This window comes from Vagococcus sp. (assembly GCF_052102835.1).
Lineage (GTDB): Bacteria > Bacillota > Bacilli > Lactobacillales > Vagococcaceae > Vagococcus.
Window position 1 is genome coordinate 19,395 of the sequence record NZ_JBQEIL010000010.1, and the last position, 23,903, is coordinate 43,297.

Consider the following 23,903-nt stretch of genomic DNA (forward strand, 5'->3'; position numbering starts at 1 on the left):
TACAATGAATTTACATTTAAATAGAAGCATTTGGGGTGCGTAACAGCTGAGATAATACCCATCGAATCTGCTCCAGTTAATACTGGCGAAGAGAAATGTTGATGTGTTTGTTGATTAACAAAAGACTTTTCGCCTGACCATTTAATGATGGTTGGGCTTTTTTTAATACTTAGTTGTATTGAAAGAAAAGTGTTATAAAACACAACGATAAAGCGCTAACACTCCAAATGTAACTATCTAAATAGTTTACATTTGGAGGTTTTTTTATATATGAAAGAGAAATGGACGTTATCAGATGTTGTATTACTAGCTTTTTTAGCTTTTTTATTTGGGGTAGTCTTTATGGGAGCAGGTTTTTTATATTCTGTTCTTTCAACAGCACTGACACCTTTTGGGCTAAGTCCTTTTGCTAATGAGATTTTATTTGGCTTATGGACGATGGCAGCTCCTATGACCGGGATGCTTATTCGGAAAAAAGGGAGCTCAACTTTAGGTGAGTTATTAGCCGCATTAGCAGAGATGCTTTATGGGTCTTATTTTGGTCCTGGTGTTTTGATATCCGGGTTCTTTCAGGGGTTTGGTACAGAACTTGGTTTTATCGTTACTAAATATCGTCGTTACGACGGAGTGACTCTCATTTATAGTGCAATTGGAACCACAGTTGTTAGTTTTATTTATGAATTTTTTAAATTTGGTTATGGTGAACTTGGCCTAGGAATGATTGTAAGTTTGTTCATCGTTCGTTTACTTTCAGTTCTCTTCTTTGGTGCTTTTGTTGTTCATCTTATTATGAAGCTATACGAACGAGCACAAAAACTAGCGGTGGTGAAATCATAATGAACATTGAATTAAATCAATTAACCTTTAAAAGAGAGCAACATGTCATTTTAAATCAAGTTGATTGGTTATTTCAAACGGGGACATTGACGTTATTAACTGGAGATAGTGGCAGTGGAAAATCAACGTTACTTCGGTTAATGACCCAATATCTACCTTTAAGCTATCAAGGGACGATTCATCTGGGGACAGAAGAAGTGAGAGAATTGTCGATTCAAGAAAAAGCTAAAAGATTAGGAATGATGTTTCAAAAACCAAATCGACAATTTACAATGGCAACATTAAGACGGGAATTAATTTTTGCGCTTGAAAATTTAGACTTAAGACCAGTAGAAATCAGAGAACGCATGGCCTATGCCCTTGAATTTGGTGAAACGAATCATTTGTTAGAGCAGTCGTTAACCACACTGTCAGGTGGAGAAAAACAAAGAGCAGCGTTAACTATCTTAGTCGCTATGGATCCTGATATTTATCTATTAGATGAGCCATTTGCCAGTATTGACCCGAAAAGTCGTCAACGTTTACTAGCTAAATTAGTAGAATTAAAAAAACTAGGGAAAACCTTAATTATTATTGATCATGATTTGTCTGATTATGCTCAACTTGCCGATGATTGGGTTCATTTAAAGGATGGGCAACTGATACGACGAGAACGAGAAGGTTTAATTCAAGAAAAAGAAAGTCTGTTATTAGGAACTCAAACAGAGGTTGGTTCTTCTTTAATCACGTTTGAAAATTTTAAGTTGCATCAGAATAAGCGTTTATTGATTGATGCCCCAACCGAATTGTTAACAACAGGCATTACCACTCTAACTGGTGAAAATGGAACAGGGAAGACAAGTTTATTAAGAGCAATGGTTCAGCAAAAAAAATATCAAGGAACGTTACGCTTTGAAGAGGTTAAATTAAGAAAAAATCGATGGTTATATCAAAAATTATCATTAGCAGTACAAGAAGCTGAAAAACAGTTTTTAACCTTAACGTTGCAAGAAGAATTAAGTTTTGATCAGTCTAAGCTGTCCCCAAAGCAACAAGTGAAACAAAAAGAAGCGTTAGAATTTTTAGGTTTAGATCGTTACTTGAAGCAAAGTTTATTTCATTTAAGTGAGGGACAGAAAAAAATGGTTCAATTAATAACCATGTTAAGTTTGGATTTGAAATTGTTATTATTAGACGAGCCGTTTGCTGGACTAGATGAACGAGCGTGTCGCTACTTTATGGAATGGATAGATGAAAAGAAAGCAGAACAAAGCTTTGTAGTGGTTTCACATCGATTATCCCCATTAATCAATCATAGTGATTACCATCTTCAATTAGCAGAACAAGCATTAACTTATCAATTTATGGAGGTAGAAAAAGATGACTAAAAAAACAAATGTACTTGTTTTAGCGATTTTTATTCTTTTAATCACGTTTGAGATTTCTTTTACAAAATCAGTCATGGTTAATATAGGATTAGTCATCTGGGCTTTATCTTTTTTAGCGTATCGAGGAAAATGGTTTGGCTTTTTTGGTGCTATTTTATTACCAATTTTACCGGCTGTTGGTAGTGCTTGGTCCATTTATTTACATGGAACAGGAGCGACAGGAGCTTGGCTTTTGTTTAGTCGAACCTATGCTTTTGCTGCTTTAGGAATGGTTTTTGCTTTTGGTATTAATTTAGAGGAATTATTACGCTATTTGGAACAGAAAAAAGTTCCAACTGCGTTTGTATATGGCATTTTAGTTGTGATCCATGCAGTTCCTGAAATCAGGCGAGAAATTCAATCGTTACGCGAAGCGAGTCAATTACGCGGGAAAAAACTACGTCCCTGGTCACCGATGCTATATCTTAAAACAATTTTTGTCGCTTTTTCTTGGCGAGATACATATGTTGAAGCGATGACCTCTCGTGGTTTTGATGAGAATGTTCGTCGAAATCCCTATGAAAAATTGGTTACACCAATGCTATCATGGGTCGTTTTACTACTTAGTTTTTTAATCATTAATGTTAGTCTATTTATTTAAGGAGGAAGAAAAATGTTTACAAAAAAAGCAAGAGAACTGGCAAATCCATATTGGGAAGGAAGCTTTAAACATCCCTTTATCACGCAACTGCAAGAAGGAAAATTATCGGAGGATGCTTTTCGCTATTATTTAATTCAAGACCGTTATTATTTGGAACATTTTAGTAAAATTCATTTGTTAATTGCTGAGAAAACCAACAATTTAGAGTTAAAGAAATTATTAGTGGATAGTGCCACACATTTAGCAGAAGGTGAAATCAGTATTCGTGAAACGTTCTTTAAAGAGTTAGGGATTACAGATGAAGAAATCAAAACGACGCCAATCGCTCCAACAGCTTATCACTATGTATCTCACATGTATCGCCAATTGGTTGATGGAACGGTCAATAGTGCTGCAGCTGGTTTATTACCTTGTTCATGGTTATATCAGCAAATAGGTACTCGCTTGATTGCAGCGGGGTCGCCGGTAGATATTTACCAACGCTGGATTGAAACTTATTCAGGTGAGGATTTTGCGGAAGAGGTTAAAGAACAATGTGGTTTATTTGACCGTTTATATCAAGATAGTGGGACCGAAGAACAAGAAAAGATGATTGAAGCTTTTTATATCAGTAGTCAAATGGAGTATTTATTTTGGGAAATGGCACTGGTACATGAAATTTGGCCAACAGGCATTGTGGTGAATGGTTAGAGAACGACAAAAAACTCAAAAATTGATTATTTTAGCTTTAATGATTGCGTTGGATGTCGTACTTTCTCCCCTTTTTAGAATCGAGGGAATGGCTCCAATGTCAAGCGTGTTAAATATCATCGGTGCGACGTTAATGGGGCCGGTTTATGTGACTATCATGGCTTTGGTTTGTGGCTTGATTCGCATGTTATTACTAGGTATTCCTCCATTAGCATTAACGGGTGCTCTTTTTGGTGCTTTATTCGCAGGGGTGGGTTACCGCTGGTCTAAACAGATAGGCGGGGCGGTAATAGGTGAAATCATCGGGACGGGTGTGATTGGCTCTCTCTTGTCTTATCCAGTGATGGTTTGGTTTACAGGAAGTACACAGAAAATGTATTGGTTAATCTATACGCCTCGTTTTATTGGTGCTGCTTTCATCGGTGGTTTCATTGCGTATCTAATTATTATTAAATTAGTGAAACAAAAGAAATTTAAAGAGATACAAAATTTATTTGAAAGAAGGAATTCATAAGATGAATACAGAACAGCGATTAAAAGCTGAAATGACGACTATTTTTCCGTTAAAAAGAAGTCCATTAGTTCATTGTATGACCAATGAGATTACGTGTGAATCTATGGCGAATGCCCTACTTTATATTGATGCAAAACCTGTTATGGCAGCTGACCAACGGGAGTTTGATGATTTTTTTAAACAAACAGATGGTTTATTATTAAATATCGGTCATCTTTCGACCTCTCGTGAAGCAAGTTTGCGCCATGCGAGTCAGCTAGCTCAAAAGCTGAAGAAACCAACAGTTGTTGATATTGTAGGAATCACGGCAACTGAACTTCGTTATCATCTATCTCACCAATTGTTAGAAAATAATCCTGAGGTAGTTAAGGGAAATTTTTCAGAGATGCGTGCTTTATGTGGCCTTGAAACGAAAGGAAGAGGTGTTGATGGTGCTGAGGAAGACCAAGAGCCAAATGCATTGATTGAGCTTGCTACTTCTTTAGTTGAATTACAAAAGCAATATCCTAAGACGACGTTTCTAGCAACGGGAGCCACGGATGTGGTCGTTTCTTTAGAGGGCACTTTTCTTTTAAACAATGGGGTTAAAGAGTTAGATTGCTTTACAGGAACGGGGGATATCGTCGGAGCAATGATTGCTGCTTTACTTGGGCTGCAAGTTCCGGTATTGCAGGCTATCGTGACTGCTGTTAGCTATTTCAATTGTTGTGGTGAACAGGCGAAATATCAATTAAAAACAGGCGAAGGCCTGGCTAGTTTTAGGCATCAAACACTTGATCAGTTATCTGTTTTAATGAAACAAAAAAATTGGGCAGAAGGAGTGACCTTAAAAAAATTATGAAGCCATTAGATTTAACTCTTTATTTAGTGACACATTGCTATGATTTTTCAGAGGAGTATTTTTTAAGTAAAATTAAGGAAGCGTGTCAAAATGGAGTAACTTTAGTTCAATTAAGAGAAAAAACAGAAACAACTCGTCATTTTTTTGAGTTGGCAGTTAAAGTAAAAAAAATAACTGATTATTATCAGATTCCTTTAATCATTAATGATCGTGTGGATATTTGTTTAGCAATTGACGCAGCAGGTGTCCATATTGGTGATGACGAATTACCAGTTGCGGTTGTTCGTCAATTGATTGGACCTGATAAGTATTTAGGCGTTTCTACCAAAGATGTTCAACAAGCTAAAGCAGCAGCAGCAGCAGGAGCAGATCATTTAGGTGTTGGAGCCATATTTGCAACATCAACTAAAACGGATGCCCAATACACAAGCATTGAAACGTTACGAGAAATATCTGAAGCTGTCGAGATTCCTATTGTTGCTATCGGTGGAATTACATTGGAAAATTTACATGAGTTGAAAGCAGGCGAAGTAGATGGCATTGCGATAGTGAGCGAGCTTATGTTAGCAGACGATATCGCCTTGATGAGTAGACGTTTAAAAAGTGCTGTCACAGAATTAAGGAAGGAATAAAAAAATGAAAAAAAAAATACCTCAAGTAGTAACAATTGCCGGATCTGATTCAGGTGGTGGGGCTGGTGTTCAAGCAGATTTGAAAACCTTTCAGGCACGAGAGGTTTTCGGTATGAGTATCTTTGTAGGGTTAACTGCTCAAAATACATTAGGTGTTCAAGATAGTATCGGTGTTCCTTGCTCTTTTGTAGAAAAGCAATTTGAATCATTAGCTGCCGATTTTGAAATTAAAGCTGCTAAAACAGGGATGTTAGTAGATGAAGAACATGTAAAAACGGTTGTTAAATGTCTGAAAAGGGTTAACTTCGGTCCGCTCGTTGTTGATCCTGTGATGATTGCAAAAGGTGGCCACTCATTGTTAGACCAAGGGGCAATCGCTGTGATTAAAGAAGAACTTTTACCACTTGCGACTGTATTGACACCGAATCTTCCAGAAGCAGAAGTATTAGTAGGCTATAAAATTGATAGCGAGGAAACGTTATGTCAAGCTGGCTTGGAACTACAACAATTAGGTTCGAAAAATATTGTGATGAAAGGTGGTCATTTTTCTGAAGCAAGTCATCTGGCACGAGATTTTGTTCTATTAGAAGATGGGACGTCCTTTTGGATGGAAAGTCCACGAATTCAAACGAACAATACTCATGGTACGGGAGATACTTTTTCCTCTTGTATTGTGGCTGAATTAGCAAAAGGAAAAAAATTGGAAGAAGCCATCCTTTTGGCAAAACGCTTTATTCAAGGAGCGATTACGGAGGGAATAGAGGTTGGTCATGGTCATGGCCCGACCAATCACTGGGCTAGTTTAAGTGAGGAAGTGACACAGGTTTTTAAGTGAAAAATAAAGTGTCTACTATATATAAGATTGAAATCTGTTGTTTTTAAATCAGCAGATTTCAATCTTTTTTTTTTTTTCTTCTAAAATTATCTAGAAAAAATAATTTTTTTAAATAATTATAGCAGGAATTATATAACAGAAACGCTAAACTTGTTTGTTTTTATAACCAACCTTTTAAAAAACAAGTCCGAATTAAATTTTAAGTTATCATTCTATGTTTTATTAGAGATGTTTTTAAGTTGTTCAATAAAGAGGCATATTATTTTATTATCCAATAGTTATAGGGTATTCTTAAGGCAATACGTTAAAGAACTTTCGTTTTTTTAAATTAAATAAACGTAGTCTTTTTTTATATAAATGCTCATACTTTGCTTAAATATTTTCGAAAATGGTTTTATTAGTGAATTGTTAGAGTTGAAACATTGAACATTTTATGAAGCTTGATTATAACGACTCTTATAAAATATAATCATTAAAACAAAAATAGAGAGTGTTTTTTTTAAAAGAATTGTTCATTTTATAACGATTTTATCAAAAGAGGTTGATTAATGGGTTTAGAAAAGATGAAAAGAGGGTGAAAAATGAAGAAGAATTTAAAATGGCTTGTCATGGCTCTTGTGAGTGTCATGATTCTATCCATAAGTTATGGTGTTTTCGCTCAAGATAGTGAAGAGGATGACCCTAGCGGTGGAGTAGGAATAGGCTTTGTTAATAAAGTTTCAGATAGTTCGGATAAGCCAGAAGAAAGTAGTACCTCAACAGATGATGTTACATCGCCAGTAAATACCGAAGACTCGTCATCTAGTAGTACGAGCACGACTAGTGATAGTAGGACGTCAAGTAACACATCAGGAAAAGATGATAATAACAAACCGAATGATAATCAAGGTGGTTCAGCGCCTAACAATAAAGGCATGATAAAATATTTGCCTCAAACAGGTGAAGGTCGTCGTAATTTTGCTTTAGTTGGTGTTGGTATCATTGTTTTGGTTATTGTATTGGTGATTGTTTATTATAAAAATAAAAACAAGGGAGAGAAAAAATAATGAAAAAAACCTTAGTTAGTAGTTTACTAGTAAGTGCGATTGTATTAGGAGCAAGCTTACCAGCTTTTGCAGCAAGTGAAGGGGTAACTGAAAATGAAGATTGTTCAATTTCATCAACTTCTAAAGTCACTTTAAAAGGTGGCAATAAGGATAAAACGGATCCTGAAGAACCAAATATTGATGGTGGAGAAACAGGGCAAGCAGGTCCATTAAGTATTGACCAAGTTCTTAACTTTAACTTTGTTGAAACTGAATTAGGTAGTGGGACATTATCCATTCCTTTGATTACACCAAAGGGATCTTCAGCTAAACGAACAATTCAAGTTACGGACAAACGTGGTACAGGAGCTGGGTGGAATTTACAAGTTAAACAAAGTGATCTAGTTTCTACAAACACAGAAGGTGAAAAACGTACACTTAAAGGTGCTTATATCCAAATGAATAATCCTAAAATTACAGGAAGCCTACAAAACAATCCTGAAGCAGCAGCGCTATCAATGGTTAGTTATCAACCAAATGGTAGCAACAAAGGTGAATATGCACGTGTATTATCAGCAGGAGCTGAGCAAGGAATGGGTACTTGGAAAGCAGCATACAATGATACTCAAGACACAGCCAACAAACCTGGTACAGGAAATATTATTAAGTTAGTGATTCCAACAGGTAACTATGCAGGTAGCTATCAAGGTAATGTAACTTGGGCATTGTATGACGGTCCAGAAGGTCAAACTGCCTTTGTTCCTGAATAATAATAATAATTATGATTTAGGAGGAGGGGAATCTATAGATGAAAAGGAAAGGGCTAACGCTATTAGCTTTTCTTCTTACTAGTTTTTTTGCAATTACATTTGGAACAGTTCAAATGAAAGCAGAGAATTCACCATCTATAAGTCCTCAAACTTCAGCTCAAGTAACGACATCAGGCGTGCAATCGGGTTCTGGGGTTGATTTGGATCCAGGGGATTTACTTCCGACAAAACCGGAAAACCCTAATCATCCAAAAGACCCTAATCCAGGCACGAATTTGCCTGGTCCTTTAAGTCTAGATCAAGTGATTTCGTTTGATTTTTTGGATACAGAGTTAGTTTCAAAAACACAGCAGATTGAAATGAAAACAAAACTATCCCAAAATATCCAAGTCACGGACAAAAGAGGTTCAGGAGCAGGTTGGAATTTGCAAGTTAAACAAGATGATTTAATTAACGTTGAAAAGAATGAATACCTGTTAAAAGGTGCGTTTATTGATTTTCCAGCGGCGAATATCCAGCGAGGAAAGGAAGTCTTTAAAGAGGCTATCCCGCCAGCTGCTCAGGTAGTGAATTTTAGTAACCAAAACAAAAAAGACTTTACTAAAATCATTACTGCTGAAGAAGGTCAAGGGATGGGAACTTGGCTAGGTATTTATAACGAACCAAAAGCAAATAAGAAATTTTCATTAGTTATCCCACCGGGTAGTTATAAAGGACAGTACAAAGGCAGCGTTACTTGGTTACTTTTAGAAGGACCATTAGTGAATTCAGCAATTTAAAAAAATTTGGAGGGCTTTAAACATGAAAAACATTAAATTTTTAAGTGCAGCAGCACTATTAGCAACTTTATTTATCGGAGGTCAAGTGGCTTCAGCAGAAGATGGTATTCGCGAGGAAGATTTAACAATCGGTGCTTCATCGTTAGTTGAATTAGCAACAAGTACTGAACCAGGTGAAGTATTACCTCCAGACGAAGGACCATCAACTGGACCATACCGCCCAGTAGGGATTTTAGGGATTACAAGTGCGACTAACTTACTTTTCCCACAAATTACATTAAACGGAATGATCCAAACCGTCGATGCTCAATATGTTTTAAATGATAAAGATAAAACAGAAGTTCCAGCTGAAAAGAAATATTTAACAATGGTTAAACCAGATGCAGATGGTAAATATACAACAGAACAATTAGATAAAGCATATGCACCAGGATACAGTGTGGTAGATAAACGAGGTACAGGTGCAGGTTGGACACTAAGTGCAAAATTAAGCCATTTCGTGAAATTAGATGCAACAGGTGCACCATTAGCTGAAGATTCTGAGGATTACAGAGTACTAAAAGGAACACGTATTGATTTTCCAGCTGTAGACGGAATTACAGTTGCAGAGGCTAATCCAACACCGGAAGAACGTGTAAACACAGTTGCGAAAACTGTTGCTGCTGGTGAAGCTGCAGCTAAAAATAAATTACATGGTGCGACAGTCACTTTTCCAGCCGCAGTTACCTCAGTTAAAAACTTATCAATTGCGGGGCAAGATACAAACGGACCATCAATTGCAGCTAATACCGTCTTAACAGCAACAAATAAACCATTATTTAATGCTACAGCAGGTAAAGGAATTGGGAAATGGGAAGTAAATCTAGGTGGAGCTAACACAATTAAATTAACTGCACCAGCAGGTAACTTAGCAGATACCTACACAGCAATTATTACCTACTCAATTGCTTCAACACCAACACCTGGAGCATAATTTAGGCTAATTTCAAATTAGAATTTTTGGATGAACCCTATACAAAAAAAAGACAGAAATTTAAAGGTTTGTTTCAATCTTTATCTTTTTTTGGGGGGATACTTTGAAAAAAAATAATAAACAATTATTCGTTAGAAAAATTTTGTTTTTTATTCTTACCTCATCTCTGTTGGTCGTATCGTTTTCATCTCGTGCATTTGCGGCTTTATCGGATACATCAACGACTAACTTTGAACTTTTAAAGAATGATAATGGCTTAGAGTTAGAAGCTTCCAATGTTGTTTTTGATCAGAAAGCGATTGAAAAGATGCCAGCGAATGGGGCAACTTTAGCTAAAACTAAAATGTCAGTTCCAATTGAATTAAAAATCAATGATTTTTCTGGTAAGGGAACTGGTTGGAATTTGTCAGTAAAACTTGATAAATTATTAGAGGGTCAAAAGGAATTAAAAGGAGCTAAGATTATCATACCAGCCACAACAGCGACACCCGTCAGTTCGTTTGAAGCTTCAATTATAGCTTCAATCAAACCAGATGTTTCGGCAATTAATTTAATTGCTGGTACAACTGGAATGACGACTTTAGCTAAGGCTGATGTAGGTAAAGGCTATGGTGAGTGGAAAATAAATTATAATAACAGTGATGCCACAGCTTGGCAACTTGAGTATTTATACGGTAACTTAGCAGATAATTATACTGCTAATCTAACGTATCAATTAAAAGATGGTCCAACTCTTTAATTTTTTTAAAGAGAAGATAATTAAAATAGGATAAGAAATAAGAAATTAAAATATTCAGGTAATTTTGAATTATTCAAAATTACCTTTTTTATTTGTGAGTGGTGTTATATTTTGATAATTAAAAAGATAAACTGGTTTTTATAGTCTAACTAGTTCAGTAAAACAAGTATTTAATACAATTAATCAATAAAAAAACACTTAGAATCATTCCCTTTTTTTTATATATGATATATAATAAAGGGTGTAAGTTAATAAAATGAATAGGAGTGTACATATGGAACAATTATCTAAAAATCGTAAAATTAACTCGTTTGTTTTGAGTTTTTTAGCGTTGATATTATTTTTTATCGCACCAGTAGTATCATTTGCTGAAGGAGAAAAAGACGAGGCTTTAAGCTTTACGATGGGAATTGTACCCGCTAGCAATCAAATCAATAAAGATGCAACCTATTTTGATTTGAAAGTAAAGCCTAATCAAGAACAAGACTTAAAAGTTGTTGTTTCTAATACAGGTAAAAAAGATAAAAAAATTCGCGTAACACCAACAAATGCTATTACGAATCAAAATGGTGTGATTGATTATTCACCACAAGCAAAAGACTTTAAAACAGACGATACCTTAAAACATCCTTTTAGTACCTTAGTTGGTGAAGGTCAAACCGTGGATGTTCAAGCGGGTAAAAACAAAGAAGTAACTTTTAAATTAAAAGCACCGAGTGAAACGTTTAAAGGTTTGATTTTAGGTGGTTTTGTTGCTGACTTACCAGACGATGAAAAGAAGGATGAAAAAGGTGGCGGCGGTGTTAAGATTGTTAACAAGTTCCAAGTTGTTAAGGCCGTTATGTTACGATCAAACGAAGATAAAATATCACCTGATTTAAAATTGAATGCAGTAAAACCAGCTCTAGTTGGTTCTCGTACTGCGGTAACAGCAAACTTGCAAAATATTGAGCCTGTTATGTTTGGCAAGATGAAAGTCGAAGCTGAAGTTACTAAAAAAGGTTCAGACGAAACAATTAAAAAAGAAGTAAAAGAAGGGCTAGAAATGGCTCCTAACTCTAACTTTGATTTCCCAATCATGTGGAATAATCAAAGATTAGAACCTGGTAAATACACATTAAAATTAGTTGCATCATCTGGAGATAAAAAATGGCCTTTCACTAAAGACTTTGAAATTAAAAAAGAAGATAGTGATAAGTTAAATAAAGAGGCTGTCGATTTAGAAGAACCAGAAGGCTTACCGATGTGGGTTTATATTTTAATCGGTGTAGTTGTTTTATTATTATTGATTATTATTATTATTTTAATTATGAAATCAAAAAATAAAAAATCATCATCACGTAAAGGTGGTAAATCATCATCACGTAAAGGTGGTAAGTCATCACACTCCGGTTCAAAATCTAAAAAACGTAAATCATCAGGATCATCTTCAAAAAAATCATCAAAACGTAAATAAAAAATAGAAAAAAGTTGTGTCACTCTTAAAAGAGTGACACAACTTTTTTAATCTTTAGGATTTTGTAAATCTTCGATTTCTGAAACAAAGAAGTCTTTTTTATCTAAAGCTTTGATAATTTGTTGACACGTTTCTTCGCTTGTATCTGCTGGTAAGGTAATGATTGTTCGACGAATATATTCATCTTTACCAATATCTAAAGTAATACAACTTGCAATATCCGAAATTTTAGAAATGGTTCTTGTCATCGTTGCAAGGTCTCCCTTTTTACCCGTTGAAGCAATCGTTAAGGCAAAACGACCTTCATTGACATTCCAAGATTGAGAGAGGATATTAAGTAAACTACTGTGTGTTAGAATACCAAAGAAATGATCATTGTTATCTAAGACAGCGATGTAAGGTAATTCTTTAATCGTAAAGAAAATCTTGAAGAAAGAGGAATTAATATGAATGAATTTTGTTGCATTCTTAATTAAATGAGTGACTGGTAATGTCATATCTCCACCATTTGATTTGTGGCGATAAATATGCATTTTGTAGATATTACCCCTAAAAATTTTACCTGTTTCATCAAGAATTGGCACACATCTAAAACCAGACTCTTCTAAAATAATCAGAGCTTCTTCAAGTGAGCAAGTTTCTGTGACAATGGTAAGTTGTCGTTTTGGTATACAAATAGATTCAATAAGCATCTATGTGTCCCCCTTTCGTTTTTATACTCTAATAATACCATAGAATAATTGATAAACAAAACGCAATAAAGCGAATGAAGATAACATTAATTCAAATTTTGTTGATAAATCCGTTTGACGCAATTTTAATAAAATGATACACTTGTTAAGATAATGAATAGTATAGGAGGAGTCTGTCATGGCTCAAAACAAATCGTCTTTGGCTTGTTCTGTTTGTGGTTCACGTAATTATTCGCGATCGATAAATACAGCACAGAGAACAGAGCGTTTAGAGATTAAAAAGTATTGTAAATATTGTAAACAACACACGCTTCATCGTGAAACAAAATAAAAACGCAAATTTTGGAGGTTATGAAATCATGAAATTTATAAAAGGTGTTATTGATGAAATGAAAATAGTGACTTGGCCTACTAAGAAAAAATTAGGCAAGGATGTTGTCACGGTTATTCAAACAACGTTAATGTATGCAGTTTATTTTGGAATCGTCGATTTTGCATTAACACAAGTATTACAATTATTTATTAAATAAAATAATTGGCTATCATCCATTGGAGATGCTATAATAAGACTTGTAAGAAAAAACTTCGGATGTCTGAGGTTTTTTTATTTTATCAAATAAAGGTAGGTTCATATAAAAATGGAATCTTTTGAAAAACAATGGTATGTGTTGCACACATATTCTGGTTATGAAAACAAAGTAAAAACAAACATCGAATCTCGAGCGCAGAGCATGGGTATGGAAGAGTTTATTTTTCGTGTCGTTGTTCCTGAAGAAGAAGAACATGAAATTAAAAACGGAAAAGAAAAAATTATTTCTAAAAAAACTTTTCCAGGTTATGTATTAATTGAAATGTTAATGACAGATGATTCTTGGTATATTGTTCGTAATACACCAGGTGTAACTGGTTTTGTGGGGTCACACGGTGCAGGTAGTAAGCCAGCTCCTCTGTTACCAGAAGAAGTAGAAGAAATTCTAGGTAAGTTAGGAATGAGTCGTCGTCATGCTGATTTAGCTGTTGAATTGGGTGAAGTCGTTAAAATTGTTGAAGGTGCCTTTGCTAATTTAACAGGTGAAATTACAGAAGTTGATTTTGAAAAACAAAAGTTAAAAGTTAATATTGATATGTTTGGTCGAGAAACAAGTACAGAACTTGATTTTGATCAAGTTGACAAACTATAAAAAACCAATGAGACCACACTAAAACAAAGACGTTTTTAGTGTGGTTTCAACATTAATAAAGAATAAACAATAATGGAGTTGAACTTAAATGACACGTTATCCAGAATACGAACGAATGATTGCTGAAAAACTTTATTTTTCTAAAAAAATAGAAGAAGATAAAAAATACACTAAGCATAAACGATTGGCACAAAAGATTAACCAAACCCCGTTGGACCAACCAGAGGAAATTAGTCGGCTCGAAAAAGAGCTGTTTGGTTCGACAGGAGAAAACTTATATCTTCAACCCCCAGTTTATGTTGATTATGGCTTTAATACACATGTCGGTGAAAATTTTTATGCTAATGTCGGTTGCTTTTTTATGGATGTCGCTCCTATTGAAATTGGTAATAACGTCATGTTAGGTCCGGGTGTCCAATTGTTAACACCAAGTCATCCTATTGATGCTGGAGTTAGAGGCAGAGGGTTAGAGTTTGGTAAAAAAATAAAAATCGGCAATGATGTTTGGCTAGGTGGCAATGTTGTTGTTAATCCTGGGGTGACAATTGGTAATGAAGTCATTATAGGGTCGGGATCAGTTGTGACTAAGAACATTGAAGACGGTGTAATTGCCGCTGGTAATCCAGCGCGTGTCATCCGTAAAATTACCGATGAAGATCGTTTGTATTGGGAAGCTGAAGAAAAAGCTTACTTTAAAGAAACAGAAAATAGTTAATCTTTATTGTTGACAAGTGTAGACCTTTTGATTTATAGTATGTTTATCAAGAGGTTTATTTTTTTTGAGATATATAACTACAATTGTAGATTTTTAGGGAAAGTGGGGATTAAGATGGAAGCACCGATAGAATTTATTACAGATGCTGAGTGGGAAGTCATGCGTGTGATTTGGACCCAAGAAAAAACAACGAGTCGAGAAGTTATTGCACTTTTAAATGATAAGATGAATTGGAAACCATCGACGGTTAAGACCTTGTTGTCACGCTTAGTCGACAAAGGATATGTTGAGACGCAACGAGATGGTAAAAAATTCATCTATTCTCCAACTGTTTCTGAAAAAAAGATGGTCAATCAAGAAGCACAGCAATTTTTTCAAAAAATTTGTCACCGAAAAGCAGGTCAAGTCTTAGCGGAAGTGATGGCAACTCAGGAATTGAGTCAAAGTGATATTGAACAGTTAGAAGATTTGTTAAACGAAAAAAAAAAGACAGCTCCAATTGAATTAGACTGTCAGTGTTCTCAAGGGCAATGTCATTGTCAATCATTTTAGGAGAAATAATTGGTTGAACCAAAAATAGAAAAAGTAGTGAGTAAGTTAGAATCAGTGAATCAAGCAAGCCTTATTTATCAAGAAAAGGAAGATAAGATTGGGGTCGTTACAGCTGTTGAAACAGTTGGTTATCAAATCGACTTATAAAAATTAAAGTAGTTAATTTATTGAGGAGGAAGAAATAATGAGTCAAAAAACATATGCGATTGAAGGGATGACGTGTGCATCCTGTGCTCAAACGGTTGAGAAAGTAGTCAACCAATTATCGAACGTTAATCAAGCGAGTGTTAATTTAGCAACGGAGAAGTTAACGGTTTCTTTTGAGGAGGGCACTGAAGATGAAACGAGTGTGATTGCAGCAGTTGAGGGAGCGGGTTATCACGTTAACTTACCTAAAAAAGAAACCACTTTTGCGATTGAAGGAATGACATGCGCCTCTTGTGCCCAAACGATAGAAAAAGTGGTTGGAAAGCTAGCTGGTGTGAAAGAAGCCAATGTCAATTTAGCCACAGAAAAATTAAAGGTACAATATGATCCAGAACAAATCAGTATTCGAGAAATAGAAACAGCTGTTGCTGATGCTGGCTATCAAGCGAGTTTAGAGGCAGATGTACTAGAGGAAACCGATGATAAAGCAGAGAAAAAAGCTTTAGCTATCAAAAAAATGTGGCGTCGTTTTTGGTTATCGGCTTTATTCACGGTGCCACTACTCTACATTTCAATGGGACATATGGTAGGATTTCCTTTACCAGGTTTTATTGATCCGATGCATCAAGCGTTGAATTTTTCACTAGCTCAATTAATTTTAACTCTTCCAGTCATGGTGATTGGAAAGAACTTCTTTATTGTAGGGTTTAAGGCCCTGTTTAAAGGACACCCTAACATGGACTCGTTAGTGGCATTAGGAACCAGTGCAGCGGCATTATATAGCTTATACGCCACGATTTTAGTCGGACAAGGTCAGTCTGAGTTTGCAATGCAACTTTATTACGAATCAGCTGCCGTTATTTTGACATTAATTACATTAGGTAAATATTTTGAAGCGGTATCTAAAGGAAAAACGTCAGAGGCAATTAAGCAATTAATTGGTTTAGCACCTAAAACAGCTCGTGTCATGATAGAGGGAGTTGAGTTTGAAAAAGCGATTGATGAAGTGCAAGTTGGCGATATTATTTTAGTTCGACCTGGCGAAAAAATTCCAGTGGATGGTAAAATCGTTCAAGGAACCAGTACGGTTGATGAAGCAATGATTACTGGTGAAAGTTTACCTGTTGAGAAAAAAATAGGTGATATGGTTGTTGGAGCAAGTGTCAATCAAACAGGCTCCTTTCAATTTGAAGCAACCAAAGTTGGAAAAGATACTACCCTTTCTCAAATTATTAAATTAGTAGAAGAAGCTCAGGGATCAAAAGCTCCGATTGCACAACTTGCAGATAAAGTATCTGGTGTTTTTGTTCCGATTGTTATTGTTTTAGCGATCCTTTCAGGTGCACTTTGGTTTTTCTTAGGACAAGAGTCATGGATTTTTGCTTTGACGATTACCATTTCTGTTTTAGTGATTGCTTGTCCTTGTGCGCTTGGTTTAGCAACACCAACAGCGATAATGGTTGGAACAGGTAAGGGAGCTGAGCACGGCGTTTTAATTAAGAGTGGCGATGCTTTAGAGACAACGCATAAGATTGAATCTATCATTTTTGATAAAACGGGAACGATTACTGAAGGCAAACCTCGTGTGACTGATTTAGTGACATTAGGAAAAATCACTGACGATCAGTTGCTTAATTTAGCAGCAGCAAGTGAAGTGAATTCTGAACACCCATTGGGTATGGCGATTGTTGAAGCGGCAAAGGAAAAGGGTCTCTTATTAAAAGAGGTTAGTGATTTTGAGGCTTTACCAGGGCATGGAATAAAAACACAAATTGAGTCTGAAACTTATCTTTTAGGGAATAAGAAACTAATGCTTGCGAATCATTTAAGCATCGGTGCTTACGAGGCAGAGGCAAATCGTTTAGCTGAAGAAGGAAAAACACCAATGTATATTGCCACACCAACTGAACTTTTAGGCTTAATTGCAGTAGCGGATACGATTAAAGAAAGCAGCTATCAAGCGATTAAAAAATTACAAAAAATGGGCTTAGAAGTGATTATGTTGACGGGGGATAACAAACGGACAGCGAATGCTATTGGAAAACAAATCGGGATTGATCAAGTCATTAGTGATGTTTTACCTGAAGATAAAGCCAATCAGGTGAAACAGTTACAAGAGTCAGGTAAAGTTGTTGCGATGGTTGGTGACGGTATTAATGATGCACCAGCTTTAGCCCAAGCGAATGTTGGAATTGCGATTGGCTCAGGAACAGATGTGGCAATGGAATCAGCAGACATTGTTTTAATGCGTAGTGATTTGATGGATGTTCCAACTGCGATTGAACTAAGTCACGCGACGATTAAAAATATTAAAGAAAACCTTTTTTGGGCTTTCGGTTATAATGTTTTAGGTATTCCAGTGGCAATGGGCGTTTTATATCTTTTTGGTGGCCCTTTATTAAATCCGATGATTGCTGGAGCAGCGATGAGTTTTAGTTCGGTATCGGTTTTATTGAACGCTTTGAGATTGAAACGGTTTAAACCAAGTAAATAAATGAACGGATTAATAAAAAGTGATTGAGGTGGATACTTCAAGCCTTATAATAAGTGGAACTGATGAAACTTTAAAAGTTTTATTAGTTCTATTTATGTTTTATCAGTAAAATTTGTTTTAAAAAGAACAATCTCTTGATTTAATTATAATAATTATAAATAGGCTAAGAACGTTAATTTTAAAGATTTTATAACGATAGTTAGTTCAATTAAACGGTAAAAAAGATGAAATGTTATTAACATATGTTAATAATGAAAACGGATAACTATGATAAGATAACAATAATTATCATTTAAAAATAAAAATGTTTAATATAGTAGGAGGTAACTTATGAAAGTCAGCTTATTTACGAGTTGTGTTGTCGATTTAATGTTTCCAAATGTAGGGATTGCAATGGTCGAGGTCTTAGAGCGACTAGGTTGTGAAACAGAACTCCCTAAAAAGCAAATTTGTTGTGGTCAACCGACTTATAATAGTGGCTATGAAAAAGCTAGTATGGCAACAATTAGAAATCAAATAGACTCTTTTGAAGGTTCTGAATATGTGGTTGGAGCTGCGGGATCTTGTGTGGCAATGTTACGAGAGTATCCAGAACTTTTGGAAAAGGATGACCCTTATTATCCTAAAGCTGTTGCTTTAGCTGAAAGAGTTTATGAGTTTAGCCAGTTTATTTATCGTGTCTTAAAAGTAAAAGATGTAGGCGCTTCCTTAGATGCAAGAGCAACATATCATCGTTCTTGTCATATGACACGCTTATTGGGTGAAAAAGAAGCTCCATTTGTCTTACTAGATCATGTGCAAGGATTAAAGATGGTACCACTTCCTCATCTTGAAAATTGTTGTGGATTTGGTGGAACGTTCTCAGTGAAGATGCCTGAGATTTCCGAACAAATGGTGACTGAAAAAGTTCAAGATGTGATGAGTACGTCCCCAGATATTTTAATCAGTGCCGATATGGGCTGTCTGATGAATATTGGTGGAAAATTAAATCGCGACGGTCATGACGTTAAAATCATGCATATTGCTGAAGTTTTAAATAGTAACGTCGATCATGTAAGAATGGAAACACCTACATTAGTAGGACAAAGTTTGGAGGGATAAAAAATGGGACTGACGACAAGTACGAAGCCGTTCAAGGAGCGAATTGCTGATAGTAAAAAAGATGAATTCATGCAAAAAGCTGTAGCAAAAGCACAAGATGCGCAGTGGATTAAGCGTGAAGGGGCTCGTGAAAAGCTCGGTAATTGGGAAGAATGGCGTGATTTAGGTGAGGCTATTCGCCAACATACAGTGGCTTATTTACCAGATTATTTGGAGCAATTTAGTGACAATGTTGCGAAACAAGGCGGGCATGTTTTTTTTGCCCAAACTGCTCAGGAAGCACAAGATTATGTCAAAAAAATTATTTTAGAAAAAGAAGCTAAAAAAGTCGTGAAATCAAAATCAATGGTGACGACAGAAGTTGATATTGATCCTATGTTATTAGGCTTGGATGATGTGAATGTTATGGAAACGGACTTAGCCGAATTTATTCTACAAATGGATGATTGGGATGAACCTTCTCATATCGTATTTCCAAGTTTACATAAAAATCGGGAACAGATTAGAGAAGTCTTTGAAAAAAAATTAGGGTATAAGGGCGATAATGATCCCAAAAATTTAGCAAATTGTGCACGTGAAACAATGCGTCAATTTTTCTTAGAAGCTGACGTTGGAATTACGGGTTGTAATTTTGCAATTGCCGATAATGGAATGATCAATCTTGATACGAACGAAGGAAATGCGGATTTAACGATTAGTATTCCTAAAACACAAATTGTACTGATGGGAATGGAAAGAATTGTTCCAACGATGAAAGAAGCCGAAGTTTTAGATAATTTACTTGCAAGAAGTGCAGTTGGTCAATCTTTGACAACGTATGTAACTTTTGCTGGCCGTAAATTGGTTGATGAATCAGATGGACCGGAAGATTATCATGTCGTTATTTTAGATAATGGTCGTTCTAATGCTTTAGGTGGTGTTTTTCAATCGGTACTTCAATGTATTCGTTGTGGCTCTTGTCTGAACGTTTGTCCTGTGTATCGTCATATTGGTGGACATGGCTATGGTTCGATTTACCCTGGACCAATTGGAGCAGTACTATCACCAATTTTAGGGGGGTACAAACAATTTAAAGAGTTACCTTTTGCCTCTAGTTTATGTGGGGCTTGTACGAGTACTTGTCCAGTTAAAATACCTTTACATGAATTATTGATTGAACATCGAAAAGTAATGACCGATGATTTGAAAATGATGCGTGGTTTCGATGATGTTCAGATGCGAGTGATCGGTCTAGGAACACAATCGCCATTTTTATTTAATTCAGCTTTACGGGTCGCTCACACGGGTCTGGGTGTCTTGAGCACGAAGAAAAACATTTCGGTTGAAAATATGTATCAATTTGGTGGTTTTGTGAATAAAGGACCTGGTCTGGTAAAAGGTTGGACCGATGTTCGTGATTTACCGCGGCCACCAAAATATAAAGATAGTTTTAAAAAATGGTATCAATTACATAAAGCAGGTGAAATAAACAATGACTAATGCAAAGATTCAAGGACGTGAAAATTTTTTAAAGAGCCTTCATGAAAAATTAGGGACAACACCACAATTAGTGACAGAACACCCTTTTATACCCGTCAATGATTTACCCCACGAACAATTAGCAGATAAATCAACAGAAGAACTGATTGAGATTGCTCGTGAAAAATTAAAAGATATTCATACAGAGTTACAAGTAACCACAACGGCTGAATTAAGCGATGTTTTATTAGGAATCATGAAAGAAGTTGCTGGTGGCCCCATCTTGTTACCATCAACCCCTGCTTTTAAAGCTGATTTTTTAGCCCCATTTATTGAAGCTGAAAAAGCAGACATTCATTATTGGCAACAAGGAAATGACTATCGTGAGCTGAATATTAAACAAGCTCAGGCATCGAACGTATCAATTGCATTTGCCGAGTTTTTATTGGCAGAATCAGGAACCGTTGTTGTTGAAAGCTCAGCAGCTCAAGGAAGAACCTTGCACTTCTTACCAGATAATTATATTGCCATTATTCCCAAAAGTAAGATCGTTGCACGCTCAACTCAAGCGGCGGATTTTTATGCTGAAAAAATAGCAAAAGGTGAAGCAACGGGTTCAGCGATTCATTTTATATCAGGCCCCTCTAATTCTGGCGATATCGAGATGGAATTAGTTGTTGGTTTACATGGCCCAGTAAAAGTTTATTATATTGTTGTCGAAGATTTATAAAAAAAGAAACAAAGCGGATCACTTTTCTCAATTGAGGAAAGCATCCGCTTTGTTTTTTATTTTTTCAAGTTCAAAGGTTGTTTTTTTTATGATTTTTGAAGGAGGAAGGTAACGCCCTTCTTTTTGCTTTGAATTTTCTAAATCAATTTGTCCTATTCCTGATAGTTGACTAAGATCACTGCTAGTTAAACCTAACTCGTTCGCTAGCTTCCACATTTTATCAAGTTTTTTCTCTCGTTGTTTGACAAAGTGATGACTAGAGTAGCTAACCAAGAAAACAAAAGAAAAATAAAGAAGCATTCCGTAAAAGGGATGATCGTTTAGAAAGTAAAGAGTAAGAGTACCTATGAGTAGCGAGATTAGTAAGAGTAGTAAGATTAGATAAAAAGTCCTATTTTTTTTATGTTGTAACAGTTTAACCACTTCCTTAATTTTATAACAGAATAACACAAAAAAACTGATGACGAAAGGGTCACCAGTTTTTTATATTAATTTTTAGCTGAAAAGTTTATCAACAGCGTTTTTAACTAATTCTTCGTTTGCAAGATAAGGAATAGTAATATGGTCTGAACCTTTACGCATTTCATTATATTCAATCGAAGTTTCAATCGCATGTTCGTTACGAGCCCAGTTACGACGAGCAACTCCACCCATAGTATCCCAAGCAATTGCAGATTTAATGATTTCATCTGTTAATTCAGTTCCATCAAGAACCATACCGAAACCACCGTTGATAGATTTACCAATACCAACGCCACCACCGTTATGTAGAGCGATTAAACTCATACCACGAGCAGCATTACCTGCGAAACATTGTGTTGCCATATCAGCCGTTACGTTAGAACCATCTTTGATGTTAGATGTTTCACGGAAAGGAGAATCAGTTCCAGATACGTCATGGTGGTCACGACCTAACATAACAGGACCAATTTTTCCTTCACGGATAAGTTTGTTAAACTCAAGAGCGATGTTCACGCGTCCCATAGCATCTTGATAAAGGATACGAGCTTCAGTACCAACAACTAATTGGTTCTTTTCAGCGTCACGGATCCAGTTATAGTTATCACGGTCTTGGTAACGACGGTTAGGGTCAATAACATCCATAGCCGCTTTGTCTGTTGCCATTAAATCTTCGTGTTTACCGCTTAGACATACCCAACGGAATGGTCCATATCCGTAATCAAATAACATAGGTCCCATGATATCTTCAACATATGAAGGCCAGATAAAGCCATCTTTGTCGTCCACACCATTTTTAGAGATTTCTTTAATTCCTGAGTCAAAAACAGATTTCATGAAAGCATTACCATAATCAAAGAAATAAGTTCCTTTAGCTGTTAACTCTTTAATCACGTTATAGTGACGAGCTAATGTTGCGTCAACTAATTCGATAAATTTAGGTTTATCAGTTGCAAGTAATTCTGTTCTTTCATCAAAAGTAATTCCAACTGGGTTATAACCACCTTCATGAACGTTGTGACAAGAAGTTTGGTCAGATAACAAATCAATATGAACGTTATGTTCATTCATATATTCTAATAAGTCTACGATATTACCATGGTAAGCAATTGAAGTAGATTCTTTTTTGTCAAGATATTCTTGAGCAATTTTTACTGCTTCTTCAGGAGTCTTAGCTAATTTACTAATCCAACCTTGTTCTAGACGAGTATCAATACGAGACATATCAACTTCAGCTACGATTGAAACAGATTTAGCAATCTCTGCAGCTTTACCTTGAGCCCCACTCATACCACCTAAACCAGAAGTTACGAATAATTTACCAGTTAAATCACCATCATCAGCAATCCCTAATTTCAGACGACCAGCATTTAATAAAGTATTAAATGTACCATGAACGATACCTTGAGGTCCAATGTACATTAAGCCTCCAGCTGTCATTTGTCCGTAGTTAGTTACTCCCATTTCTTCAGCAACTTCCCAGTCTTCGATATTGTCATATTCACCAATAAGTAAACCGTTAGTGATAATCACACGAGGAGCGTCTTTTTTAGAAGCGAAGATTCCTAAAGGATGTCCAGAACTGATAACTAATGTTTGCTCATCAGTTAAGACTTCTAAATATTTTTTAATTAATTGATACTGCATCCAGTTAGAACAAACTTGACCAGTTTCACCATAAGTTACTAACTCATATGGATATAAAGCGATATCGAAATCTAAGTTGTTATCCATCATAACTTGCATTGCTTTAGCAGCAGTACATTGTCCTTTATACTCATCAATTGGTTTACCGTAAATTCTTGTTTTTGGATACCAACGATAACCATAGATACGGCCACGAGTTTTTAATTCATTTAAGAATTCAGGGATCACTTGTTCGTGAAATTCTTCAGGTACATATCTTAAAGCATTTTTTAAGGCTAATTCTGTTTGTGATTTACTTAAACGGAAACCACGGTCTGGAGCACGGCGGATACCTTCTTGGAATTCAGGCATTTCTGGCAAGACGTTGTCTAGTTTAACCGTCATTGCGTCACTAATTTTTAAGTTATCAATATTCATTACAAAATTTCCTCCTTAAAGAAATATAAATTATTTGTTTGATATCAGTCAGATAATCAAGATAATTGAAAGTTATGACCCTAGTATAAGCGACACCTGTCAAATAAAGGTCAATTTTGTGAAAAGAAATAAAGAAACTTTTATTTGGAGGCGCTATCATATGTTTTGACGAAAATTTGACAATGAACTAATATAGTAGAGTAGTATAAAAA

At 35.7% G+C, this 23,903-nt stretch carries 26 protein-coding genes and 1 riboswitch; of the genes, 24 read left to right on the forward strand and 2 right to left on the reverse strand.

Annotated elements, in window-relative coordinates; all coding sequences use genetic code 11:
* Positions 1 to 21 precede the first annotated feature (21 nt).
* Positions 22 to 111: riboswitch (TPP riboswitch) on the forward strand.
* 159 nt (positions 112 to 270) lie between these two features.
* The 14 genes from ACTJFD_RS09665 to ACTJFD_RS09730 all read left to right on the forward strand — a co-directional run bounded on the left by ACTJFD_RS09665 (position 271) and on the right by ACTJFD_RS09730 (position 12,098).
* Entirely contained in the window at positions 271 to 837 is a 567-nt protein-coding gene (locus tag ACTJFD_RS09665) for an ECF transporter S component (RefSeq protein ID WP_442261261.1), read from the forward strand.
* Positions 837 to 2,204: an ABC transporter ATP-binding protein gene (locus ACTJFD_RS09670; RefSeq protein WP_442261263.1), complete on the forward strand. Its 1,368-nt coding sequence runs from the start codon at positions 837 to 839 to the stop codon at positions 2,202 to 2,204. The genes ACTJFD_RS09665 and ACTJFD_RS09670 overlap by 1 nt, the downstream gene beginning before the upstream one ends.
* Positions 2,197 to 2,844 carry an energy-coupling factor transporter transmembrane component T gene (locus ACTJFD_RS09675; RefSeq protein ID WP_442261265.1) on the forward strand — a complete coding sequence of 216 codons (648 nt, stop codon included), beginning with the start codon at positions 2,197 to 2,199 and terminating at the stop codon, positions 2,842 to 2,844. Before ACTJFD_RS09670 ends, ACTJFD_RS09675 begins: the two co-directional genes overlap by 8 nt.
* Positions 2,845 to 2,856: 12 nt before the next feature.
* Entirely contained in the window at positions 2,857 to 3,534 is a 678-nt protein-coding gene (gene tenA, locus ACTJFD_RS09680) for a thiaminase II (protein ID WP_442261266.1), read from the forward strand.
* On the forward strand, positions 3,527 to 4,048 hold the full coding sequence (gene thiW, locus ACTJFD_RS09685; RefSeq protein ID WP_442261268.1) for an energy coupling factor transporter S component ThiW: 522 nt from the start codon (positions 3,527 to 3,529) through the stop codon (positions 4,046 to 4,048). Before tenA ends, thiW begins: the two co-directional genes overlap by 8 nt.
* 1 nt (position 4,049) lies before the next feature.
* Positions 4,050 to 4,889 (forward strand): hydroxyethylthiazole kinase, encoded by an 840-nt coding sequence (locus tag ACTJFD_RS09690; protein ID WP_442261269.1) that lies wholly within the window; start codon positions 4,050 to 4,052, stop codon positions 4,887 to 4,889.
* Positions 4,886 to 5,521: a thiamine phosphate synthase gene (thiE, locus tag ACTJFD_RS09695; protein ID WP_442261270.1), complete on the forward strand. Its 636-nt coding sequence runs from the start codon at positions 4,886 to 4,888 to the stop codon at positions 5,519 to 5,521. Before ACTJFD_RS09690 ends, thiE begins: the two co-directional genes overlap by 4 nt.
* Before the next feature lie 4 nt (positions 5,522 to 5,525).
* Positions 5,526 to 6,356: a bifunctional hydroxymethylpyrimidine kinase/phosphomethylpyrimidine kinase gene (gene thiD, locus ACTJFD_RS09700; RefSeq protein WP_442261271.1), complete on the forward strand. Its 831-nt coding sequence runs from the start codon at positions 5,526 to 5,528 to the stop codon at positions 6,354 to 6,356.
* Positions 6,357 to 6,937: 581 nt separating this feature from the next.
* Entirely contained in the window at positions 6,938 to 7,402 is a 465-nt protein-coding gene (locus ACTJFD_RS09705) for an LPXTG cell wall anchor domain-containing protein (protein WP_442261273.1), read from the forward strand.
* Complete coding sequence (locus ACTJFD_RS09710) at positions 7,402 to 8,151, forward strand: WxL domain-containing protein (protein WP_442261275.1); 750 nt, start codon at positions 7,402 to 7,404, stop codon at positions 8,149 to 8,151. Before ACTJFD_RS09705 ends, ACTJFD_RS09710 begins: the two co-directional genes overlap by 1 nt.
* Positions 8,152 to 8,189: 38 nt before the next feature.
* Entirely contained in the window at positions 8,190 to 8,930 is a 741-nt protein-coding gene (locus ACTJFD_RS09715; RefSeq protein WP_442261277.1) for a WxL domain-containing protein, read from the forward strand.
* Positions 8,931 to 8,952: 22 nt separating this feature from the next.
* Complete coding sequence (locus ACTJFD_RS09720; RefSeq protein ID WP_442261279.1) at positions 8,953 to 9,903, forward strand: WxL domain-containing protein; 951 nt, start codon at positions 8,953 to 8,955, stop codon at positions 9,901 to 9,903.
* A gap of 103 nt (positions 9,904 to 10,006) precedes the next feature.
* Complete coding sequence (locus tag ACTJFD_RS09725) at positions 10,007 to 10,642, forward strand: WxL domain-containing protein (RefSeq protein WP_442261281.1); 636 nt, start codon at positions 10,007 to 10,009, stop codon at positions 10,640 to 10,642.
* A gap of 274 nt (positions 10,643 to 10,916) precedes the next feature.
* Positions 10,917 to 12,098: a DUF916 and DUF3324 domain-containing protein gene (locus ACTJFD_RS09730; RefSeq protein WP_442261282.1), complete on the forward strand. Its 1,182-nt coding sequence runs from the start codon at positions 10,917 to 10,919 to the stop codon at positions 12,096 to 12,098.
* Between the two features lie 47 nt (positions 12,099 to 12,145).
* Here the strand turns inward: ACTJFD_RS09730 and cbpA are convergent, their stop codons facing one another.
* Positions 12,146 to 12,790: a cyclic di-AMP binding protein CbpA gene (gene cbpA, locus ACTJFD_RS09735; RefSeq protein WP_442261284.1), complete on the reverse strand. Its 645-nt coding sequence runs from the start codon at positions 12,788 to 12,790 to the stop codon at positions 12,146 to 12,148.
* A 178-nt stretch (positions 12,791 to 12,968) separates the two neighbouring features.
* Between cbpA and rpmG the strand changes: the two genes are divergently transcribed.
* The 10 genes from rpmG to ACTJFD_RS09785 all read left to right on the forward strand — a co-directional run bounded on the left by rpmG (position 12,969) and on the right by ACTJFD_RS09785 (position 21,168).
* A complete protein-coding gene (rpmG, locus tag ACTJFD_RS09740) occupies positions 12,969 to 13,121 on the forward strand; it encodes a 50S ribosomal protein L33 (protein ID WP_442261285.1) in 153 nt (50 codons plus the stop codon).
* Positions 13,122 to 13,149: 28 nt separating this feature from the next.
* On the forward strand, positions 13,150 to 13,320 hold the full coding sequence (gene secE, locus ACTJFD_RS09745; RefSeq protein WP_442261287.1) for a preprotein translocase subunit SecE: 171 nt from the start codon (positions 13,150 to 13,152) through the stop codon (positions 13,318 to 13,320).
* Between the two features lie 108 nt (positions 13,321 to 13,428).
* Positions 13,429 to 13,971 carry a transcription termination/antitermination protein NusG gene (gene nusG / locus ACTJFD_RS09750; RefSeq protein WP_442261288.1) on the forward strand — a complete coding sequence of 181 codons (543 nt, stop codon included), beginning with the start codon at positions 13,429 to 13,431 and terminating at the stop codon, positions 13,969 to 13,971.
* A gap of 88 nt (positions 13,972 to 14,059) precedes the next feature.
* A complete protein-coding gene (locus ACTJFD_RS09755) occupies positions 14,060 to 14,686 on the forward strand; it encodes a sugar O-acetyltransferase (RefSeq protein ID WP_442261290.1) in 627 nt (208 codons plus the stop codon).
* A gap of 114 nt (positions 14,687 to 14,800) precedes the next feature.
* Complete coding sequence (locus ACTJFD_RS09760) at positions 14,801 to 15,238, forward strand: CopY/TcrY family copper transport repressor (protein ID WP_442261292.1); 438 nt, start codon at positions 14,801 to 14,803, stop codon at positions 15,236 to 15,238.
* A 9-nt stretch (positions 15,239 to 15,247) separates the two neighbouring features.
* Positions 15,248 to 15,385, forward strand: a complete 138-nt coding sequence (locus ACTJFD_RS09765) for a hypothetical protein (RefSeq protein ID WP_442261294.1) — start codon at positions 15,248 to 15,250, stop codon at positions 15,383 to 15,385.
* Positions 15,386 to 15,422: 37 nt separating this feature from the next.
* Entirely contained in the window at positions 15,423 to 17,879 is a 2,457-nt protein-coding gene (locus tag ACTJFD_RS09770) for a heavy metal translocating P-type ATPase (RefSeq protein WP_442261295.1), read from the forward strand.
* A 330-nt stretch (positions 17,880 to 18,209) separates the two neighbouring features.
* Entirely contained in the window at positions 18,210 to 18,980 is a 771-nt protein-coding gene (locus ACTJFD_RS09775; protein ID WP_442261297.1) for a (Fe-S)-binding protein, read from the forward strand.
* Between the two features lie 3 nt (positions 18,981 to 18,983).
* Positions 18,984 to 20,459: a LutB/LldF family L-lactate oxidation iron-sulfur protein gene (locus tag ACTJFD_RS09780; RefSeq protein ID WP_442261299.1), complete on the forward strand. Its 1,476-nt coding sequence runs from the start codon at positions 18,984 to 18,986 to the stop codon at positions 20,457 to 20,459.
* Entirely contained in the window at positions 20,452 to 21,168 is a 717-nt protein-coding gene (locus ACTJFD_RS09785) for a LutC/YkgG family protein (RefSeq protein ID WP_442261301.1), read from the forward strand. The genes ACTJFD_RS09780 and ACTJFD_RS09785 overlap by 8 nt, the downstream gene beginning before the upstream one ends.
* A gap of 495 nt (positions 21,169 to 21,663) precedes the next feature.
* Here ACTJFD_RS09785 and ACTJFD_RS09790 read toward each other — a convergent pair whose 3' ends face one another.
* Positions 21,664 to 23,691: a urocanate hydratase gene (locus ACTJFD_RS09790; protein ID WP_442261302.1), complete on the reverse strand. Its 2,028-nt coding sequence runs from the start codon at positions 23,689 to 23,691 to the stop codon at positions 21,664 to 21,666.
* Positions 23,692 to 23,903 lie beyond the last annotated feature (212 nt).

What these genes read in the sequence shown, in the direction of transcription:
- ACTJFD_RS09760 (WP_442261292.1), top strand. Translation starts at nt 14,801, where the DNA reads ATGGAAGCACCGATAGAATTTATTACAGATGCTGAGTGGGAAGTCATG.
- nusG (WP_442261288.1), top strand. Translation starts at nt 13,429, where the DNA reads ATGGAATCTTTTGAAAAACAATGGTATGTGTTGCACACATATTCTGGT.
- cbpA (WP_442261284.1), bottom strand. Translation starts at nt 12,790, where the DNA reads ATGCTTATTGAATCTATTTGTATACCAAAACGACAACTTACCATTGTC.
- ACTJFD_RS09705 (WP_442261273.1), top strand. Translation starts at nt 6,938, where the DNA reads ATGAAGAAGAATTTAAAATGGCTTGTCATGGCTCTTGTGAGTGTCATG.
- tenA (WP_442261266.1), top strand. Translation starts at nt 2,857, where the DNA reads ATGTTTACAAAAAAAGCAAGAGAACTGGCAAATCCATATTGGGAAGGA.
- ACTJFD_RS09770 (WP_442261295.1), top strand. Translation starts at nt 15,423, where the DNA reads ATGAGTCAAAAAACATATGCGATTGAAGGGATGACGTGTGCATCCTGT.
- ACTJFD_RS09675 (WP_442261265.1), top strand. Translation starts at nt 2,197, where the DNA reads ATGACTAAAAAAACAAATGTACTTGTTTTAGCGATTTTTATTCTTTTA.
- ACTJFD_RS09755 (WP_442261290.1), top strand. Translation starts at nt 14,060, where the DNA reads ATGACACGTTATCCAGAATACGAACGAATGATTGCTGAAAAACTTTAT.
- ACTJFD_RS09690 (WP_442261269.1), top strand. Translation starts at nt 4,050, where the DNA reads ATGAATACAGAACAGCGATTAAAAGCTGAAATGACGACTATTTTTCCG.
- thiD (WP_442261271.1), top strand. Translation starts at nt 5,526, where the DNA reads ATGAAAAAAAAAATACCTCAAGTAGTAACAATTGCCGGATCTGATTCA.
- ACTJFD_RS09670 (WP_442261263.1), top strand. Translation starts at nt 837, where the DNA reads ATGAACATTGAATTAAATCAATTAACCTTTAAAAGAGAGCAACATGTC.
- ACTJFD_RS09720 (WP_442261279.1), top strand. Translation starts at nt 8,953, where the DNA reads ATGAAAAACATTAAATTTTTAAGTGCAGCAGCACTATTAGCAACTTTA.
- ACTJFD_RS09785 (WP_442261301.1), top strand. Translation starts at nt 20,452, where the DNA reads ATGACTAATGCAAAGATTCAAGGACGTGAAAATTTTTTAAAGAGCCTT.
- ACTJFD_RS09710 (WP_442261275.1), top strand. Translation starts at nt 7,402, where the DNA reads ATGAAAAAAACCTTAGTTAGTAGTTTACTAGTAAGTGCGATTGTATTA.
- secE (WP_442261287.1), top strand. Translation starts at nt 13,150, where the DNA reads ATGAAATTTATAAAAGGTGTTATTGATGAAATGAAAATAGTGACTTGG.
- thiW (WP_442261268.1), top strand. Translation starts at nt 3,527, where the DNA reads ATGGTTAGAGAACGACAAAAAACTCAAAAATTGATTATTTTAGCTTTA.
- ACTJFD_RS09790 (WP_442261302.1), bottom strand. Translation starts at nt 23,691, where the DNA reads ATGAATATTGATAACTTAAAAATTAGTGACGCAATGACGGTTAAACTA.
- ACTJFD_RS09665 (WP_442261261.1), top strand. Translation starts at nt 271, where the DNA reads ATGAAAGAGAAATGGACGTTATCAGATGTTGTATTACTAGCTTTTTTA.
- rpmG (WP_442261285.1), top strand. Translation starts at nt 12,969, where the DNA reads ATGGCTCAAAACAAATCGTCTTTGGCTTGTTCTGTTTGTGGTTCACGT.
- ACTJFD_RS09715 (WP_442261277.1), top strand. Translation starts at nt 8,190, where the DNA reads ATGAAAAGGAAAGGGCTAACGCTATTAGCTTTTCTTCTTACTAGTTTT.
- ACTJFD_RS09775 (WP_442261297.1), top strand. Translation starts at nt 18,210, where the DNA reads ATGAAAGTCAGCTTATTTACGAGTTGTGTTGTCGATTTAATGTTTCCA.
- ACTJFD_RS09780 (WP_442261299.1), top strand. Translation starts at nt 18,984, where the DNA reads ATGGGACTGACGACAAGTACGAAGCCGTTCAAGGAGCGAATTGCTGAT.
- thiE (WP_442261270.1), top strand. Translation starts at nt 4,886, where the DNA reads ATGAAGCCATTAGATTTAACTCTTTATTTAGTGACACATTGCTATGAT.
- ACTJFD_RS09730 (WP_442261282.1), top strand. Translation starts at nt 10,917, where the DNA reads ATGGAACAATTATCTAAAAATCGTAAAATTAACTCGTTTGTTTTGAGT.